The organism is Bradyrhizobium sp. 186, assembly GCF_023101685.1.
GTDB lineage: Bacteria > Pseudomonadota > Alphaproteobacteria > Rhizobiales > Xanthobacteraceae > Bradyrhizobium.
This window is the reverse complement of the sequence record NZ_CP082164.1, coordinates 5944532-5958769: the sequence shown is the minus strand read 5'-3', so window position 1 is coordinate 5958769 and position 14238 is coordinate 5944532. Positions and strand designations below refer to the sequence as shown.

Sequence of the window (14238 nt, the reverse complement as noted above, 5' to 3'; positions counted from 1 at the left end):
TGGCGAAAACCAGGACGACAGTCTTCGGTCCTCGCAGTGACGGCGCTCTAGCACCGCACCGCCGCACCATCGTCCACCATCTCCGGCTGCCGATGCAGTGCCACCGCGGGCGAGAGCAGGATCACCAGCGCCTGCACGGCGAAGACCGCTGCCGCGAGATAGAGGCACGCTTCCGCGCTGTAAAATCCTCCGACGATCGCCCCCAGCGCTGAGCCGAGCGGGCGGGCGCCGTAGCTCATGATGTTGATGGCGGAGACGCGGCCGAGCAGGCGCGGCGGCGTCACCGATTGGCGCAAGGTCGTGGTCGAGATCACCCAGAGGATTGGTCCGACACCGAGCAGGAAGAAGCTGAGGCCCGCGAGCCAGGGCGAGGGCACCAGGACGGTCAGCGCCATCACGACCGAGGCCACGAAGCCCGTGACCGGACCAAGCCCCACAACGGTGCCGAAGGCGATGCGGCGCATCACGCGCGTGGCGAACAATGCGCCGATCACCATGCCGACGCCGTACATCGTAAGCACGGTGCCTACCCCAGCGGCCGTCAGGCCGAGATGGCGCACGGCATAGGGTACGAACACCGCAATCTGGAGGAACCAGCCAGTGTTGAAGATGAACTGGGTGATGAACACCGGCCGCAGCAGCGGGTGATGGAACACGAAGGCCGCGCCCTCGCGGATGTCCTGGAACGGATGGCGCCGCGGCGAAGGCGTGCGCGCGGGCTCGTAGATGCCTGAGAGCAGCACCACGGCAATCGCGGAGAGGGCCGCGGCAAAGCCGAAGGCGAGGCTCGCGCCCCACCAGCCGACCAGCGCGCCGCCGAGCGCAGGGCCGCTGGCGAAGGCGATGGTGCGCGCGAGCTCGATCCGGGTATTGGCGGCCGGCAACAGGTCCGAACTCACCAGCGAGGGCACCAGCGCCGGCGCGGCCACGCTGTAGACCACGGTGCCGCACACCGCGGCAAAGCCGAGCAGTGCCAGCAGTGGCAGGTTGAGCGCGCCGAGCGCGAGAAGCAGTACGATGGCCACCAGCGCCGCGGCCCGCAGCGCTTCGGCGCCCGCCATCAGTGAGCGCCGCGAGATGCGGTCGGCGAGCAGGCCGGCCGGGATGGCGAACAGCACGAACGGCAGGGTGAGCGCGGTCTGCAACAGGCCGGTCTGGCCTTCCGCGACCCCCAGCGTCAGCACGGCGACGATGGGGGCTGCGGCCAGTGCGATCTGCTCGGCCGATTGCGCCGCGAGGTTGGACCAGGCGAGGCGGTTGAACGTGTCGGGAAGGCGGGGCGTCGTTGACATGGCTCATATCCTGCAAAGTCGAATTCGCGCCAGTATCCGCCCTCCAGCCCGGCCAAACCCACCCGCTTCCCGACAGCATTGGGCGTAATGGGAACCGATCCGGCTAGATGCAGTTGCAAATGAGTTGCAATAAGGTCCGACTTCGGTATTCTGGTCTCATGGATGCCCGATCACCCGACTTGACCCGTGACGCCGCCGGTTGGCGCGCCGATGCGCCCACCACCAAGAGCCTCGCCGAGGTGAATGGCACGGTGGCCGTTCCTGCCGCCGGCCAATGGTGGCGGCGCCTGCTCGCCTTTGTCGGTCCGGGCTACCTCGTCTCGGTCGGCTACATGGACCCCGGCAACTGGGCGACCGACCTCGCCGGCGGATCGAAGTTCGGCTACACGCTCCTCTCGGTCATCCTGCTCTCGAACCTGATGGCGATCCTGCTGCAATCGCTGGCAGCACGGCTCGGCATCGTCACCGACCGCGACCTCGCGCAGGCCTGCCGCGCGACCTATTCGCCGGCCGTGAACTTCATGCTGTGGCTCGCCTGCGAGGCGGCGATCATCGCCTGCGATCTCGCCGAGGTCATCGGTACCGCGATTGCACTCAAACTCCTGTTCGGTATTCCCCTGATTGGCGGCGCACTGATTGCCGCGCTGGATGCCTTCCTGCTTCTCGTCCTGATGAACCGCGGTTTCCGTTTCCTGGAAGCTTTCGTCATCGCGCTGCTGGTCGTGATTGCGGCTTGCTTCACAATCCAGATTGCCGCGGCAGCGCCGCCGGTTGCCGCGATGTTGAGGGGCTTCGTGCCGTCGACCGAGATCTTCACCAACCCCGAGATGCTCTACATCGCGATCGGCATCATCGGCGCGACCGTGATGCCGCATAATCTCTATCTGCACTCGTCGATCGTGCAGACGCGCGCCTATGAGCGCAGCGACACGGGCCGGCGCGATGCGATCAAATGGGCGACGACGGACTCGACCATCGCGCTGATGCTGGCGCTGTTCATCAACGCCGCGATCCTCGTGGTGGCGGCCGCAACCTTCCACAAGAGCGGCCATTCCGATGTCGCCGAGATCGGCCAGGCGTTCGAATTGCTCTCGCCGCTGCTCGGCCTCAGCATCGCCTCGACCCTGTTCGCGGTGGCGCTGCTCGCCTCGGGACTCAATTCGACCGTGACGGCGACGCTCGCCGGCCAGATCGTGATGGAGGGCTTTCTCGATCTGCGCCTGCCGAGCTGGGCGCGCCGCCTGCTCACGCGCGGCATCGCCATCATTCCGGTGATCATCGTCACTGCGATCTACGGGGAACGCGGCACTGCCGATCTGCTGGTGTTCAGCCAGGTCGTGCTGTCGATGCAATTGCCCTTCGCGGTCATCCCGCTGGTCCGCTTCGTCTCCGACCGCCGCAAGATGGGCCAGTTCGCGATCCCCGCGTGGGTCGCCGCGATCGCGTGGATCGTCGCAGGCGTCATCGTGATTTTGAACGTGAAGCTGCTGGTGGATACGCTGTTCGGGTGAATGGCGAATGGAGTGTGTTCTATTCGCTACTCGCAACTCGCCATTCGCAACGTCAATCCTGCGGCTCTGACGCCGCATCCCCGTGCGCGTCGATGCGCAGCCAGCCTGAGGGCGCCAGCCGCTGCTGCGGCAGGAAGCGGGCCTTGTAGTCCATCTTCTTCGAGCCTTCGATCCAGTAGCCGAGATAGACGTAAGGCAGGCCCTGGCGACGGGCGCGGGCGATGTGGTCGAGGATCATGAAGGTGCCCATCGAGCGGCTGACCTGGCCCGGCTCGAAGAAGGAATAGACCATTGACAGGCCGTCGCTGAGCACGTCGGTGAGCGCGACCGCGATCAGCTCCTCGCCGCGGCCGGTGATGCCGCTGTCGGGGCCGCGTTTGCGGTACTCGATGATGCGGGTCTCGACATGGCTGTCTTCGACCATCATGGCGTAGTCGAGCACGGTCATGTCGGCCATGCCGCCATGGCGGTGGCGGGAATCGAGATAGGCGCGGAACACCGAATATTGCTCGGAGGTCGGCACCGCGCTGCGCTGCTCACCGATGATGTCGGCGTTGCGGGCGATCACCTTGCGGAAGTTGCGGGAGGGGCGGAACTCGTTGGCGATCACCCGGACCGAGACGCAGGCGCGGCACTGGTCGCAGGCCGGCCGGTAGGCGATCGACTGGCTGCGGCGGAAACCGCCATGGGTCAGGAGGTCGTTGAGGTCGCCTGCACGCTCACCCACAAGGTGCGTAAACACCTTGCGCTCATGCCGGCCCGGCAGATAGGGGCACGGCGACGGCGCCGTGAGGTAAAACTGTGGGGTGTCGCGCGAGTGCTGGGTCAAGGGACGACGTGGGCCTCCGAAGTGGGTCTCAGCATCGCGCTACGAAAGCCCCCGGTCAATCGGTCTGCTCGGCGAGTCGGATCGGTGTCAATCAGATCAGTCAGCTTAGTCGGTCCTGGTTGATAGGTTCTTGATCAGTAGTTCCTGGCGGCCTGAGGCACGGGAGCGCGAACGGAATTGTTGATGACGACCGTTCCAAGCACAAAATCATGCAACAGGCGCCGCCGGCCGTTGAACAGGCCGACCAGCACCACGAACGGCGACAGGAACGAGAACGTCACCCAGAACAGCACGGCATGCATGGCGCCGAGCACGAAATAGCCGGGTGCGCCGTACCAGGTCCGCAATTCCAGGTCCATCACCCGCATCCCCAGCGTCGCCGAGTGGGGCCCACCGATGCAGGCGCCGTAATAGACGATGGCCCAGACCACGGACGCGGGCCAGGCCAGCCAGAAGAGCGCCCAGCCGATGCCGAGCGTGACCACACCGAACACGGCGATGAAGAGGTAGCCGAGGATCACCGGCACCGAGATCACGACCATGTCGATCAGGAAGGCGAACACGCGCCGCGTCGCGACGCCGCGGAACAGTTCCGGGTGCAGATAGGGATCGTAGGCGTTCGGCGGCACCCCGCCGTCATTGCGCCAGGAGCCAGCTTGGGGACCTGAATTGCCCGAGTCCGAATACGACATGGTCCGTTCTCCCAGCGGAAGCTCCGTGGCAGGACATGGGAACAGGCCGTCCGCGTGCCAAGGGCGCCGGGATCAACAAGCCGAAATATTCCGGCGATTCCGCGGCGGTGGCTGGGGAGTGGGTGCCATACCCCTCGGGGTCGTCCCGGCCTTCACCGTGACGACCCGGGGAGGCCAGTGCGTGCCTTACCCCTGCGTCCTGATCTTCTCCGCCGCCTTCGGCGCGAAGTAGCTGAGCACACCGTCGGCGCCGGCGCGCTTGAAGGCCAAAAGGCTCTCCATCATCGCGCGGTCGCCGTCGAGCCAGCCATTGCCCGCGGCTGCCGCGATCATCGCGTATTCGCCGGAGACCTGGTAGGCGAAGGTCGGCATCGCAAAGGTGTCCTTCACCCGCCGCACCACGTCGAGATAGGGCATGCCCGGCTTGACCATCACCATGTCGGCGCCCTCGGCGATGTCGAGCTCGACCTCGCGCAATGCCTCGTCGGTGTTGGCGCTATCCATCTGGTAGGTGCGCTTGTCGCCGGTCAGTGTCTTGGCCGAGCCGATGGCATCGCGGAACGGGCCATAGAAGGCGGAAGCGTATTTCGCCGCATAGGCCATGATCTGCACGTCGAGCAGCCCTGCGCGATCCAGCCCCTCGCGGATCGCGGCGACGCGGCCGTCCATCATGTCGGATGGCGCGATGATGTCGCAGCCGGCTTCGGCCTGCACCAGCGCCTGGCGCACCAGCACGGCGACCGTCTCGTCGTTCAGGATCTTGCCGTCGGTGATCAGCCCGTCATGGCCGTGGCTGGTGAAGGGGTCGAGCGCGACGTCGCAGAGGATGCCGAGATCCGGAAACTCCTTCTTGATCGCGCGCACCGCCTGGCAGACCAGATTGTTCGGGTTTGTCGCTTCCGAGCCCTCCTCGTCGCGCAAGGACGGATCGGTGTAGGGAAACAGCGCGATGCAGGGAATGGTGAGCTTCATCGCGCGCTCGGCCTCGCGCACGGCCTGGTCGACGCTGAGGCGGTCGACGCCCGGCATCGAGGCAATCTGTTCGCGCTTGCTGTTGCCGTCGATCAGGAATAGCGGCCAGATCAGATCGTCGGTGGTGAGCACGTTCTCGCGCACCATGCGCCGGGCCCATTCGGCCTTGCGGTTGCGGCGCGGCCGGACGGTCAGATCGAGGGCAGGGGAGCCTGCCGCGCCGGGGCGAGCCACCTCGCGCAGTTCGATCGGACGTCCGTATTTGATCGCCATTACACTTCCTCCGGCTGGAATTATTCTTATACCAGCTCGCATTGTTCCCGTCACCGCGGCTTGACCTGTCGCAAGGGATGGCAGGCGATTGATTTTGCGGGGCGAAGCAGCCAGAAGGGGGGATGTCCGAGATCTCCACCCGCGATGCGGCCCGCGACAGCGCCAATGCCAGGGACGCCGCCAGAGACAATGCCAGAGACAACGCAATGTCGGTGGCGGCGATCTCGTCGGAGCGCCCGGAGTCCGACGACAACGTCTGGACGCGCCGTCTCGTGCTGTTTTTGCGCTTGATGGCGCTGCTCTCGATCCTGAAGGGCCTTTATCACTGGGCGCAGGTCACGGGCTTCGTCGGCGGCGAGGACGAGGCGTTCGAGAACCAGTCGATGGCTTGGCAGGCCTCGACTATCTACTTCGCCGTGATCGAGCTTGTCGCCGCCGTCGGCCTGTGGCTCGCAACGCCTTGGGGCGCGGTGGTGTGGCTGACCACCGTGGTGTCGATGGCCGTGATCGAATTGATGTTCCCGGGAATCTACGGCGGCAGCCTGGTCGTCGTCGGCGTGGAAGCCTTCATGCTCGCGGCCTATCTCGCGCTCGCCTGGATGGCCGCCCGCGAGCGACCGCCGTAGGCGACGCTTTCGACACACAAATCCTCTCGTGCCCCGGACGCAGCGCAGCGCGCCGCACTTGCGGCGTGATGCGTTGCAGAACCGGGACGCGGGACGTTTCACCTGCGCTTGGTTGACCGCTGGTTGCCTAAAATTTGCGGTAACTTTTCATTGACTCCGTGCATTCCGCCACAGCTGTTACGCGCGCGTTTCGAAACGGGGCGGCCCTGTGCTGGAATGCGACAGAGGCGGCGGACGGAGGGTGAACAGGACCTTGCAACGGTCAACAGACGGTTGCGAAAAGCCCTTGCAGCACAGGTTTAATCAGCAATTCACTGTCTTAAATTCATGATCTCTTTATTCTCTTATTTAAGCTGATCTTCAAACGGTTCCCCTTAAGTTGCACCTATCAGACGGGACACAAGTTTCGTCGAATGAGTGTCGATAAAAACGACAACAGGGGAAGTGTCATGATGAAAGCCGTCGCAACTGCGGCAGATACCGCAGAGCGCGTCTCCGGCCAGCAGGGTTCGGTGCAGACGCTCTATCTGGAAGCTTTGACTCTGGTGGAGCGGCTGCATCGCCGTCTCCTCGACGTCATCAAAGACGAGTTCGATCGTCGTGGCCGTGCCGACATCAACTCGGTGCAGGCGCTCTTGCTCTACAACATCGGCGACAAGGAGCTGACCGCGGGCGAGCTGCGCACGCGCGGCTACTATCTCGGCTCCAACGTCTCCTACAATCTGAAGAAGCTCGTCGAGCTCGGCTTTCTTGATCATCAGCGCTCGCGCGTGGATCGCCGCTCGGTGCGCATTCGCCTGACGCCGCAAGGCCAGGAGGTTCGCCGCATCGTCGACTCTCTCTACCAGAAGCACGTCAAGACGGTGGAGCAGGTCGGCGGCATCTCGGGCGAGGAGTTCTCCACGCTCAACAAGTCGCTGCACCGCCTCGAGCGGTTCTGGACCGACCAGATCCTGTATCGTCTCTGAGTTCTTTTTCGACGGGACAAGGCCAAGCCGGCCCACAACAAGACCGGCAAGCCTCTCCGAACGTGCCTAACTTCCCCAAGCGCGCCGGCCCGGCTCTGCCCGGACCGGTGCGTTTGTCGTTTCGCGGCTGCGAAAAAATCGCCAACCGTACGGAACGAGTTCCCGGCTCGGCGCTTATCCCTTCCGGATCGGAGGCTGACGATGCTGGTCGAGCGTGGCTTGGGGGCGATGAACGTGGAACTCGTGAGCGAGGCCTATGCCATCGCCGCGAACTACCTTCGCCGCTCCGGCGCGATCCCCGACACTCTCGTCACCGACGAGCGCCTGCTCGAGATCGTGATTAAATTGCTCCAGCACGGCGAGTTCAACAAGATCAGGCTGGCCAACAAGGCCATCGTCAGGTTCGAGGCACAGTCCGAGGCTAAAGCGGTTGCCTGATCACGACTCCCAAAATCGGCAAGAACCAGAGGGTGACATGGAAGCTGCCATCGACCGCATCATGCAGACCTATGACCTGCTCGCCAACCGCAGCTCCGCGGCGAGCGCGGAGGCACGGGCCAAGGTGACCAACTACCTCAATACGTTGATGGAAGCCGGGGAGAAGGACACCCACAGGTTGACGGTCTGCGGCCTGACCTATTTACGCCAGCTCGACGGCAGCGTGGACCCGGTGAAGGCGGGGTATACCGGGCTGTAAGGAGTCCATCGTCACAGTTAGCCGCCCATGGATTTAAGGTCCAAAGCGGACCTTTCTTGGACAATGGCTACCGGCGGATCGACAGGATCGCCGGTCGTCCGAATCCTCCAGCCCACCACATCTTGCATAAATATCAGGCCCGACCCGCAAATGCTTGGCCGGGGGCGGGCGATGTGGTAGATCGCGCTCGCCGCTTCCGATCGCCACACTAGTCCGCCCGTAGCCGCCAAAAGGCTGCGGCGGTGGAGATATTCGCAAGATGACGTCCGCCAAAACCGCCTCCGCGCCCGATTCGTTTTTCACCGCCGCGCTCGACCAGGCCGACCCGGAAATCGCAGCCGCGATCAAGGGCGAACTCGGCCGGCAGCGCCATGAGGTCGAGCTGATCGCCTCCGAGAACATCGTCAGCCGTGCCGTGCTGGAAGCGCAGGGTTCGGTGATGACCAATAAATATGCGGAAGGCTATCCGGGCGCGCGCTACTACGGCGGTTGCGAGTGGGTCGACGTTGCCGAGAACCTCGCGATCGATCGCGCCAAGAAGCTGTTCGGCGCGCAGTTTGCCAACGTGCAGCCGAACTCGGGCAGCCAGATGAACCAGGCGGTATTCCTGGCGCTGCTCCAGCCCGGCGACACCTTCATGGGCCTCGACCTTTCGGCCGGCGGCCATCTCACCCACGGCTCCCCCGTCAACATGAGCGGCAAGTGGTTCAAGGCTGCGCACTACACCGTGCGCCGTGAGGACCAGATCATCGACATGGACGCGGTGGCCAAGCAGGCCGAGCAGGTCAAGCCGAAGCTGATCATCGCCGGCGGCTCGGCCTATTCGCGGGCCTGGGACTTCAAGCGTTTCCGCGAGATCGCGGATAGCGTCGGTGCTTATCTGTTGGTGGACATGGCGCATTTCGCGGGCCTCGTCGCCGGCGGCGTGCATGCCTCGCCCGTGCCGTATGCGCACGTCACGACCACGACGACCCACAAGTCGCTGCGCGGTCCGCGCGGCGGCCTGATGCTGTGGAATGACGAGACGCTGACAAAGAAGCTCAACTCGGCGATCTTCCCCGGTCTCCAGGGCGGGCCGCTGATGCATGTGATCGCGGCCAAGGCAGTCGCCTTCGGCGAGGCGCTGCGTCCGGATTTCAAGATCTACGCCAAGAATGTCGTTGAGAACGCCAAGGCGCTGGCCGAGACGCTGAAGAGCCACGGGTTCGATATCGTCTCCGGCGGCACCGACAACCATTTGATGCTGGTCGATCTCCGGCCGAAGGGCCTGAAGGGCAACGTGTCGGAGAAGGCGCTGGTCCGCGCGGCCATCACCTGTAACAAGAACGGCATTCCCTTCGACCCCGAAACCCCCTTCGTTACCTCGGGCCTGCGGCTGGGCACGCCGGCAGCGACCACGCGCGGCTTCGGCGTCGCTGAATTCCAGCAAGTCGGCGGCATGATCGCCGAGGTTTTGAACGCGATCGCACAATCCTCCGACGGCAAGGCGCCGCTGGTCGAGGCCGCGATCAAGGAACGGGTCAAGGCGCTCACCGATCGGTTTCCGATCTACCAGTAAGGTCAAGGCAAACGGATGCGCTGCCCGAACTGCAACAGTCTCGATACGCAGGTAAAGGACTCGCGTCCGACCGAGGACTCTTCCGTGATCCGCAGGCGGCGCGTGTGCGTCGCCTGCAATTTCCGCTTTACGACCTTTGAGCGCGTGCAGTTGCGCGAGCTCACCGTGATCAAGCGCAACGGCCGGCGCGTGCCGTTCGACCGCGACAAGCTGATGCGCTCGGTGCAGGTCTCGCTGCGCAAACGGCAGGTCGAGCCGGAGCGGGTCGAGAAGATGGTCTCCACCATCGTGCGCGAGCTGGAGACCGGCGGCGAGGCCGAAATCTCCTCCGAGGTGATCGGCGAGACCGTGATGGAGCATCTGCGCACGCTCGACGACGTTGCCTATGTGCGCTTCGCCTCGGTCTACCGAAATTTCCGCGAGGCCAAGGATTTCGCCGACGTGCTCGGCGAGCTCTCGGGTGAGGAGGAAGCGCGGCTCGCGGCGATCCGCAAATGATCTTCCGCATCCTGGAAGATCAGTTTGCGCAGAAGGCCCGCGAGTCCAAGGACGCCGATCGCCGTTTCATGCAGCTTGCGCTGGCACTCGGCCGCCGCGGGCAGGGGCGCACCTGGCCCAATCCGGCCGTCGGTGCCGTCATCGTCAAGGACGGGGTGATCGTCGGCCGCGGCTGGACGCAAGCAGGTGGTCGCCCGCATGCAGAGCCTGAGGCGCTGCGGCGGGCCGGCGAGGCGGCGCGCGGCGCCACGCTCTACGTCACGCTGGAGCCGTGCTCGCATTTCGGCAAGTCGCCGCCTTGCGCGAATGCGGTGATCGCAGCCGGCATCACGCGGGTAGTGACGGCGATCGAGGATCCCAATCCGGAAGTCGCGGGCCAGGGCCATGCGAGGTTGCGCGCCGCCGGCATCACGGTGGATGTGGGCCTGTGCGCGTCGGACGCCGCTTTTGACCACGCCGGGCATTTCCGCCGTGTCCGCGACAAGCGCCCGCACGTGATCCTGAAGCTCGCGGTCTCGCCCGACGGCAAGATCGGCGCCGCCGCCGGCAAGCCGGTTGCGATTACCGGTGAAGCCGCGCGCGATCGCGTGCATCTGTTGCGCGCGCAGAGCGATGCCATCCTGGTCGGCATCGGCACGGTGCTGGCGGACGATCCGCAGCTCACCTGCCGCCTGCCGGGTATGGCGGCGCGCTCGCCGGTGCGTGTGGTGCTCGACCGGAGCCTTCGCATTCCGGCATCGAGCCAGCTCGTGCATTTTGCGCGCGAGACGCCGCTCTGGGTGGTGGGTTCTGAGCTCGCCGAAGCCGCGGCCGCAACGCGGCTTGGCGCTGCCGGCGCGCAGGTCATCCGCGTACCGCAGGGGAGCGCATCCAGACTCGATCTTCCGGCCGTGCTGCATGCGCTGGGCGAGAAGGGTATCACCCGGCTGATGGTCGAGGGTGGCAGCCGCGTTGCGGCATCATTCGTGGCCGCCGACTTGGTTGACGAGATATGGCTGTTCCGTGGAGCGAAAGAGGTGGGCAGTGACGGCGTGGATGCGCTCGATGCATTGCCCCTGTCGAAAATCACGCAGTCGCAGGCCTTCCGCGTTCATGCTAGCGAGACATTCAACCACGATACTCTCACCATCTACGAGCGCGCCTAACATGTTCACCGGCATTGTCACCGATATTGGCGAGATCGTCAGCCTGACGCCGACGGCGCAGGGGCAGCTGCATCGTCTGCGCATTGCCTGCCGCTACGATCGCGCGACCATCGCCGATGGCGCTTCCATTGCCTGCAACGGCGTCTGCCTGACCGTCGTGGCCTCCGGTGTCGAAGCCGGTAAATCCTGGTTCGACGTCGATGCTGCGGCCGAGACGCTGGCGCTGACCACCGCAAGACATTGGAAGGTCGACACCAGGCTCAACCTCGAGCGCGCGCTGAAGATCGGCGACGAACTCGGCGGCCATATCGTCGCCGGCCATGCCGACGGGATCGCGACCATCGTCAGCCGCGAGGATCTGCCGGACATGGCGCGGTTCGAGTTCAGCACGACGCAGGAGCTGGCGCGGTTCATCGCCACCAAGGGCTCGATCACGCTCGACGGTGTGTCGCTGACCGTCAATACGGTTGCGGACGCGACCTTTTCGGTGCTGATCATCCCGCATACTCTGAACGTGACCATGCTGAGCGGCTGGAAGGTTGGCGGCGAGGTCAATATCGAGGTCGATCTGATGGCCCGCTACGCGGCGCGGCTGACGGAAATGAAGTGACGGCGCAGCCGTCATTCCGGGGCGTACCCGGAATCTCGAGATTCCGGGTCTGGCGCTTGCGCGCCATCCCGGAATGACAATCTCTTTGAACTTGGCTTACCGGCTCGCGGCGACTACATACCGCGCCTACCCTGTGAAACGGATTGAACGATGGCAGACGCGCGGCGCGCACCCCTGAAGGACCAGACCGACATTGCCGGCGCGCGCGCGCTGATTGTCGAGGCGCGGTTCTATGACGACCTCCAGGACGCGCTGCTGGATGGGGCGGTGGCCGAGCTGAAGGCGGCCGGCCTGACGCACGACGTCATCACGGTTCCCGGCGCGCTTGAGATTCCGGCGGCGGTGGCTATCGCGGTCGATGCCGCGGCGGCCAACGGCAAGCCCTATGACGCCGCGATTGCGCTCGGCTGCGTGATCCGCGGCGACACCATCCATTTCGAGATCGTCTCGCAGGAATCCTCCCGCGCGCTGATGGACCTTGCGGTATCGCGCAAGCTGCCGCTCGGCAACGGCATCCTCACCGTCAACACCGAGGCGCAGGCCTGGGCGCGGGCTCGTGCCAGCGAACTCAACAAGGGCGGCGATGCCGCGCGCGCCGCGATTGCGATGCTGCGCATCAAGCACCGACTGGCGCGGGCTTGATCATGGTCGATCACAGCAAAAAGCCGCCCGCTGGCACAGAGAAGAAAGCGAACCGGCGCGGTGCCGCGCGGCTCGCCGCCGTGCAGGCGCTCTACCAGATGGACATCGCCGGTGCCGGCATCAACGACATTTTTGCAGAGTTTGAGAGCCATTGGCTCGGCAATGAGGTCGAGGGCGACACGTATCTGCCGGCGGAAGCCGCGTTCTTCCGCGACGTCGTTTCGGGCGTCGTGCGCGACCAGAAGAAGCTCGATCCCCTGATCGACGAGGCGCTGTCGAAGGGCTGGCCGTTGAAACGCATCGAAGCGATTTTGCGCGCGGTGCTGCGGGCCGGAGCCTACGAGCTGGAGCACCGCAAGGACGTGCCGGGCCGCGTCGTCGTGTCCGAATACGTCGACGTCGCCAACGCCTTCGTCGACCGTGAGGAGACCGGCATGGTGAATGCGGTGCTCGACCAGATCGGCCGCCAGTTTCGCGGTGACGAGTTCGGGCGGGGGTAGGTTCCGCGAGGGCGGTGAAGTGATGCGATGCGGCTGCCCCATATTCGCCTGTCATGCCCCGCCACCGGGTCTCGCCTTCGGCGAGCCCGATGACAGGCTCCGGCGGGGCATCCAGTACGCCGCAGCCTATCGATCTGACTCGACCGTCTCTGGAATACTGGATCGCCCGGTCAAGCCGGACGATGACAGCGGAGTTTGGGGTTAAGCGATGTCAAACCCTCACAATCCCTCCGGCGAAGATTCCCTCATCGCGCGCTATTTCATGCCGCTGGCGACCGATCCCGGCGCGTTGGGGCTGGTCGACGACGCCGCCATCCTGCAATCGCTCGGCGAGGACATCGTCGTCACCACCGACGCCGTGGTCGAGGGCGTGCATTATCTTGCCGGTGATCCGCCCGACACCATTGCGCGCAAGGCGCTGCGGGTGAACCTGTCCGATCTCGCCGCCAAGGGCGCTGTGCCTGCCGGCTTCGTGCTGACGCTGGCGCTGCGCAGCAGGGAGGATGCCTGGCTCAGGCCGTTCGCGGATGCGCTGGGCGAGGACGCGAAAACCTTCGCCTGTCCGCTGCTCGGTGGCGACACGGTATCGACGCCGGGGCCGCAGATGGTCTCGATCACCGCCTTCGGTCGCGTACCGCAAGGGCGGATGGTCGGCCGCACCGGCGCGAAGCCGGGCGATCGTATCCTGGTGACGGGGACGATCGGTGACGCGGCCCTCGGTCTCGACGTGCTCACGGGCGGCGCGGTAGCGGCCGCGCTCGCACAGGATCGCGCTGCGCAGGACTACCTGATCGATCGCTATCGCGTGCCGCGGCCGCGCAATGCGTTGGCGCAGGCCGTGCGTGACTATGCAACGGCTGCGATGGATGTTTCCGACGGGCTCGCCGGGGATCTGACAAAGCTCTGTGCGGCATCAGGCGTCTCAGCCGCCATCGACGTGGCGAGCGTGCCGCTCTCGGCGGCCGCCGCCGGCCTCGTTGTGCGCGACGCCGTTTGCGTTGAGACATTGCTGGCCGGGGGCGACGACTATGAGGTGCTTTGCACCGTGCCGGCGGCGCAAAGCGATGCGCTGATTGCCGCGGGGCGGGCGGCGGGTATCGGCGTTACGGCGATCGGCATGATCGTCGAGGGCCGTGAGCGGCCGCGCTTCCTGGATGGGCAGGGCAGGGAACTGGCCTTGAAGCGGCTCTCGTACAGCCACTTCTAAAAATTCTTCAAAACCGGCGCTCGCGTCCTAAATACCTGCCGAGATCGGCTTTTTCGGCTGCTTACGGCGTTGCACCCGCATTCTGATTTTGGCAAGCTTGTGACCGAACAGGGCCGCCCCTTCGGGCAAGGGGCGGCCCTGTTCAACATAAAGGCGCCGCACCGCACGACGGAAAACAAAGGCGCCGGGGGTACGTTCATCAAGGATCTGAGGCAAAA

The 14238-nt window shown here is 65.1% G+C and carries 17 protein-coding genes; 12 read left to right on the top strand and 5 right to left on the bottom strand.

The annotated features are described in order from the left end of the window. Positions 1–47: 47 nt before the first annotated feature. Positions 48–1292, bottom strand: a complete 1245-nt coding sequence (locus tag IVB18_RS28685) for an MFS transporter (protein ID WP_247983754.1) — start codon at positions 1290–1292, stop codon at positions 48–50. 158 nt (positions 1293–1450) lie between these two features. Here IVB18_RS28685 and IVB18_RS28680 point away from each other — a divergent pair, with 158 nt between their 5' ends. Continuing rightward, complete coding sequence (locus IVB18_RS28680; protein ID WP_247983753.1) at positions 1451–2803, top strand: Nramp family divalent metal transporter; 1353 nt, start codon at positions 1451–1453, stop codon at positions 2801–2803. Between the two features lie 52 nt (positions 2804–2855). Here the strand turns inward: IVB18_RS28680 and IVB18_RS28675 are convergent, their stop codons facing one another. The 3 genes from IVB18_RS28675 to hemB form a co-directional block, all read right to left on the bottom strand. Next, the gene (locus tag IVB18_RS28675) at positions 2856–3632 is read right to left on the bottom strand and encodes an arginyltransferase (RefSeq protein ID WP_247983752.1); all 777 of its coding nucleotides are present in this window, start codon (positions 3630–3632) and stop codon (positions 2856–2858) included. A gap of 134 nt (positions 3633–3766) precedes the next feature. Beyond that, on the bottom strand, positions 3767–4324 hold the full coding sequence (locus IVB18_RS28670; protein ID WP_247983751.1) for an RDD family protein: 558 nt from the start codon (positions 4322–4324) through the stop codon (positions 3767–3769). Between the two features lie 186 nt (positions 4325–4510). Continuing rightward, entirely contained in the window at positions 4511–5569 is a 1059-nt protein-coding gene (hemB, locus tag IVB18_RS28665; protein WP_247983750.1) for a porphobilinogen synthase, read from the bottom strand. Between the two features lie 122 nt (positions 5570–5691). Here hemB and IVB18_RS28660 point away from each other — a divergent pair, with 122 nt between their 5' ends. The 11 genes from IVB18_RS28660 (at position 5692) to thiL (ending at position 14020) form a co-directional block, all read left to right on the top strand. Continuing rightward, entirely contained in the window at positions 5692–6195 is a 504-nt protein-coding gene (locus tag IVB18_RS28660; RefSeq protein ID WP_247983749.1) for a DUF6163 family protein, read from the top strand. 449 nt (positions 6196–6644) lie between these two features. Then, entirely contained in the window at positions 6645–7163 is a 519-nt protein-coding gene (locus IVB18_RS28655; protein WP_007603420.1) for a MarR family winged helix-turn-helix transcriptional regulator, read from the top strand. A 201-nt stretch (positions 7164–7364) separates the two neighbouring features. Further along, entirely contained in the window at positions 7365–7601 is a 237-nt protein-coding gene (locus IVB18_RS28650; protein WP_247983748.1) for a hypothetical protein, read from the top strand. Between the two features lie 37 nt (positions 7602–7638). Next, positions 7639–7860, top strand: coding sequence for a hypothetical protein (locus tag IVB18_RS28645; protein WP_247349426.1), 222 nt, complete (start codon positions 7639–7641; stop codon positions 7858–7860). 259 nt (positions 7861–8119) lie between these two features. After that, positions 8120–9418, top strand: coding sequence for a serine hydroxymethyltransferase (gene glyA / locus IVB18_RS28640; protein WP_247983747.1), 1299 nt, complete (start codon positions 8120–8122; stop codon positions 9416–9418). 15 nt (positions 9419–9433) lie between these two features. Further along, positions 9434–9916: a transcriptional regulator NrdR gene (gene nrdR, locus IVB18_RS28635; RefSeq protein ID WP_247983746.1), complete on the top strand. Its 483-nt coding sequence runs from the start codon at positions 9434–9436 to the stop codon at positions 9914–9916. Further along, positions 9913–11061, top strand: a complete 1149-nt coding sequence (ribD, locus tag IVB18_RS28630; protein ID WP_247983745.1) for a bifunctional diaminohydroxyphosphoribosylaminopyrimidine deaminase/5-amino-6-(5-phosphoribosylamino)uracil reductase RibD — start codon at positions 9913–9915, stop codon at positions 11059–11061. Before nrdR ends, ribD begins: the two co-directional genes overlap by 4 nt. A gap of 1 nt (position 11062) precedes the next feature. Continuing rightward, positions 11063–11671 (top strand): riboflavin synthase, encoded by a 609-nt coding sequence (locus IVB18_RS28625; RefSeq protein WP_247983744.1) that lies wholly within the window; start codon positions 11063–11065, stop codon positions 11669–11671. Between the two features lie 150 nt (positions 11672–11821). After that, complete coding sequence (gene ribH, locus IVB18_RS28620; RefSeq protein WP_247983743.1) at positions 11822–12313, top strand: 6,7-dimethyl-8-ribityllumazine synthase; 492 nt, start codon at positions 11822–11824, stop codon at positions 12311–12313. A 2-nt stretch (positions 12314–12315) separates the two neighbouring features. Then, entirely contained in the window at positions 12316–12813 is a 498-nt protein-coding gene (gene nusB / locus IVB18_RS28615; protein WP_247983742.1) for a transcription antitermination factor NusB, read from the top strand. 208 nt (positions 12814–13021) lie between these two features. Next, positions 13022–14020, top strand: a complete 999-nt coding sequence (thiL, locus tag IVB18_RS28610; protein WP_247983741.1) for a thiamine-phosphate kinase — start codon at positions 13022–13024, stop codon at positions 14018–14020. 27 nt (positions 14021–14047) lie between these two features. On the opposite strand, the gene IVB18_RS28605 is transcribed toward thiL, so the two are convergent. Further along, on the bottom strand, positions 14048–14236 hold the full coding sequence (locus IVB18_RS28605) for a hypothetical protein (protein WP_247983740.1): 189 nt from the start codon (positions 14234–14236) through the stop codon (positions 14048–14050). Between the last annotated feature and the right edge of the window lie 2 nt (positions 14237–14238).

Bases quoted from the DNA above. Each gene is read 5' to 3' on its own strand.
- IVB18_RS28685 (WP_247983754.1), bottom strand. From the start codon at position 1,292: ATGTCAACGACGCCCCGCCTTCCCGACACGTTCAACCGCCTCGCCTGG.
- IVB18_RS28680 (WP_247983753.1), top strand. From the start codon at position 1,451: ATGGATGCCCGATCACCCGACTTGACCCGTGACGCCGCCGGTTGGCGC.
- IVB18_RS28670 (WP_247983751.1), bottom strand. From the start codon at position 4,324: ATGTCGTATTCGGACTCGGGCAATTCAGGTCCCCAAGCTGGCTCCTGG.
- hemB (WP_247983750.1), bottom strand. From the start codon at position 5,569: ATGGCGATCAAATACGGACGTCCGATCGAACTGCGCGAGGTGGCTCGC.
- IVB18_RS28660 (WP_247983749.1), top strand. From the start codon at position 5,692: ATGTCCGAGATCTCCACCCGCGATGCGGCCCGCGACAGCGCCAATGCC.
- IVB18_RS28655 (WP_007603420.1), top strand. From the start codon at position 6,645: ATGATGAAAGCCGTCGCAACTGCGGCAGATACCGCAGAGCGCGTCTCC.
- IVB18_RS28650 (WP_247983748.1), top strand. From the start codon at position 7,365: ATGCTGGTCGAGCGTGGCTTGGGGGCGATGAACGTGGAACTCGTGAGC.
- IVB18_RS28645 (WP_247349426.1), top strand. From the start codon at position 7,639: ATGGAAGCTGCCATCGACCGCATCATGCAGACCTATGACCTGCTCGCC.
- glyA (WP_247983747.1), top strand. From the start codon at position 8,120: ATGACGTCCGCCAAAACCGCCTCCGCGCCCGATTCGTTTTTCACCGCC.
- nrdR (WP_247983746.1), top strand. From the start codon at position 9,434: ATGCGCTGCCCGAACTGCAACAGTCTCGATACGCAGGTAAAGGACTCG.
- ribD (WP_247983745.1), top strand. From the start codon at position 9,913: ATGATCTTCCGCATCCTGGAAGATCAGTTTGCGCAGAAGGCCCGCGAG.
- IVB18_RS28625 (WP_247983744.1), top strand. From the start codon at position 11,063: ATGTTCACCGGCATTGTCACCGATATTGGCGAGATCGTCAGCCTGACG.
- ribH (WP_247983743.1), top strand. From the start codon at position 11,822: ATGGCAGACGCGCGGCGCGCACCCCTGAAGGACCAGACCGACATTGCC.
- nusB (WP_247983742.1), top strand. From the start codon at position 12,316: ATGGTCGATCACAGCAAAAAGCCGCCCGCTGGCACAGAGAAGAAAGCG.
- thiL (WP_247983741.1), top strand. From the start codon at position 13,022: ATGTCAAACCCTCACAATCCCTCCGGCGAAGATTCCCTCATCGCGCGC.